Genomic DNA, 1,229 nt, shown 5'->3' on the forward strand with positions numbered 1-1,229 from the left:
TGGACTTGTACCGGTTTTGTGCCGGTCACCTATCTCATTATGCCACCTTGGCTTCAAACGCGAGTGGGCTAATGCCCCCCAGATATGAATGGCGGCGGCGGGAATTATAAAAGCCGTTGATGTACTGGAAGATGGCGGCTTCCGCTTGCCGCCGGGTTGGCCAGCTCTGCCGCCAGATCATTTCGGCCTTCAGGGATTTGAAGAAGGTCTCGACCGCGGAGTTGTCGTAGCAATTGCCTTTGCCGCTCATCGATGGACACAGGCCATGGGCCTGCAGCTTCTTTTGATATTCATAGGAGCAATATTGGCTGCCGCGATCGGAGTGAAAAATGCAGCCCCGTGGCGGATTGCGCAGGCGGACCGCCATATCCAGCGCCCGGATCGCCAGATCCTTTTTCATCCTGTCACTGACAGCCCAGCCAACGACACGGCGGCTATGCAGGTCGAGGATGACGGCAAGATAGAGCCAGCCTTCCTGTGTCCAGATATATGTAATATCACCCGCCCATTTCCGGTTGGGCACATCGGCGGCAAAATCCCCGTCCAACCAGTTTGCCGCGACACCCAGGCGATGGTGGCTGTCCGTCGTAACCTTGTGCTTGCGTGTGCGAACCGGCTTGATCCCGTTAATCCGCATGAGGCGGCCGACCCGGCGCTCGCCAACGTCGAGCCCAGCCTCTTTCAACTCCATCGTCATCCTGGGACGGCCATAACTGCCAAGGCTTAGACTATACTGTTCCCGGATATGAGCCAGCACCCTCATGTCTGTCCGCTTCCGATGGCTGATCGGACGCGAACGCCAGGAACGATAACCGCGCTCGCTCACCTGCAGGACACGGCACATCAACTCCACCGGCCAGCGATGCCGCCAGCTGTGCACAAAAGCAAACCTCACGGTCTTTGGCTCGCGAAGAACTGGGTGGCCTTTTTTAATACTTCCCTCTCCTCCCGCAGCACACGGTTCTCAAGGCGAAGCCGTTCATTCTCCTGCGCCAGATCTGCCTGCGGCGCTGCCACCAAGTCTGATGGGCGGTAATGCGAAACCCATTTGTTCAGGGTCGACTTGCCGACCCCCAAATCCGACGCGACCCGTTCGCGCGGCAAACCGCTGGTCAGCGCAATACGCACCGCTTCCTGTTTGAACTCTACACTATGCTTGATCATCTCGTCGGTCTCCTGGAACGAACTTTAAACTCTCAGGTGACCGGCGCAAAACCGGTACAAGTCCA

General features: G+C 57.7%; 1 protein-coding gene. It reads right to left on the reverse strand.

The features are described from left to right. Positions 1-37 precede the first annotated feature (37 nt). Positions 38-1,164 (reverse strand): IS3 family transposase gene (locus tag FHR23_RS16425; RefSeq protein ID WP_221227606.1). Its coding sequence is split into 2 segments (ribosomal slippage): positions 38-933 and positions 933-1,164, totalling 1,128 coding nucleotides; the frame shifts between segments, so codons are not numbered across the junction. Between the last annotated feature and the right edge of the window lie 65 nt (positions 1,165-1,229).

This window comes from Stakelama sediminis, assembly GCF_014199335.1.
GTDB classification, from domain to species: Bacteria; Pseudomonadota; Alphaproteobacteria; order Sphingomonadales; family Sphingomonadaceae; genus Sphingomonas; species Sphingomonas sediminis.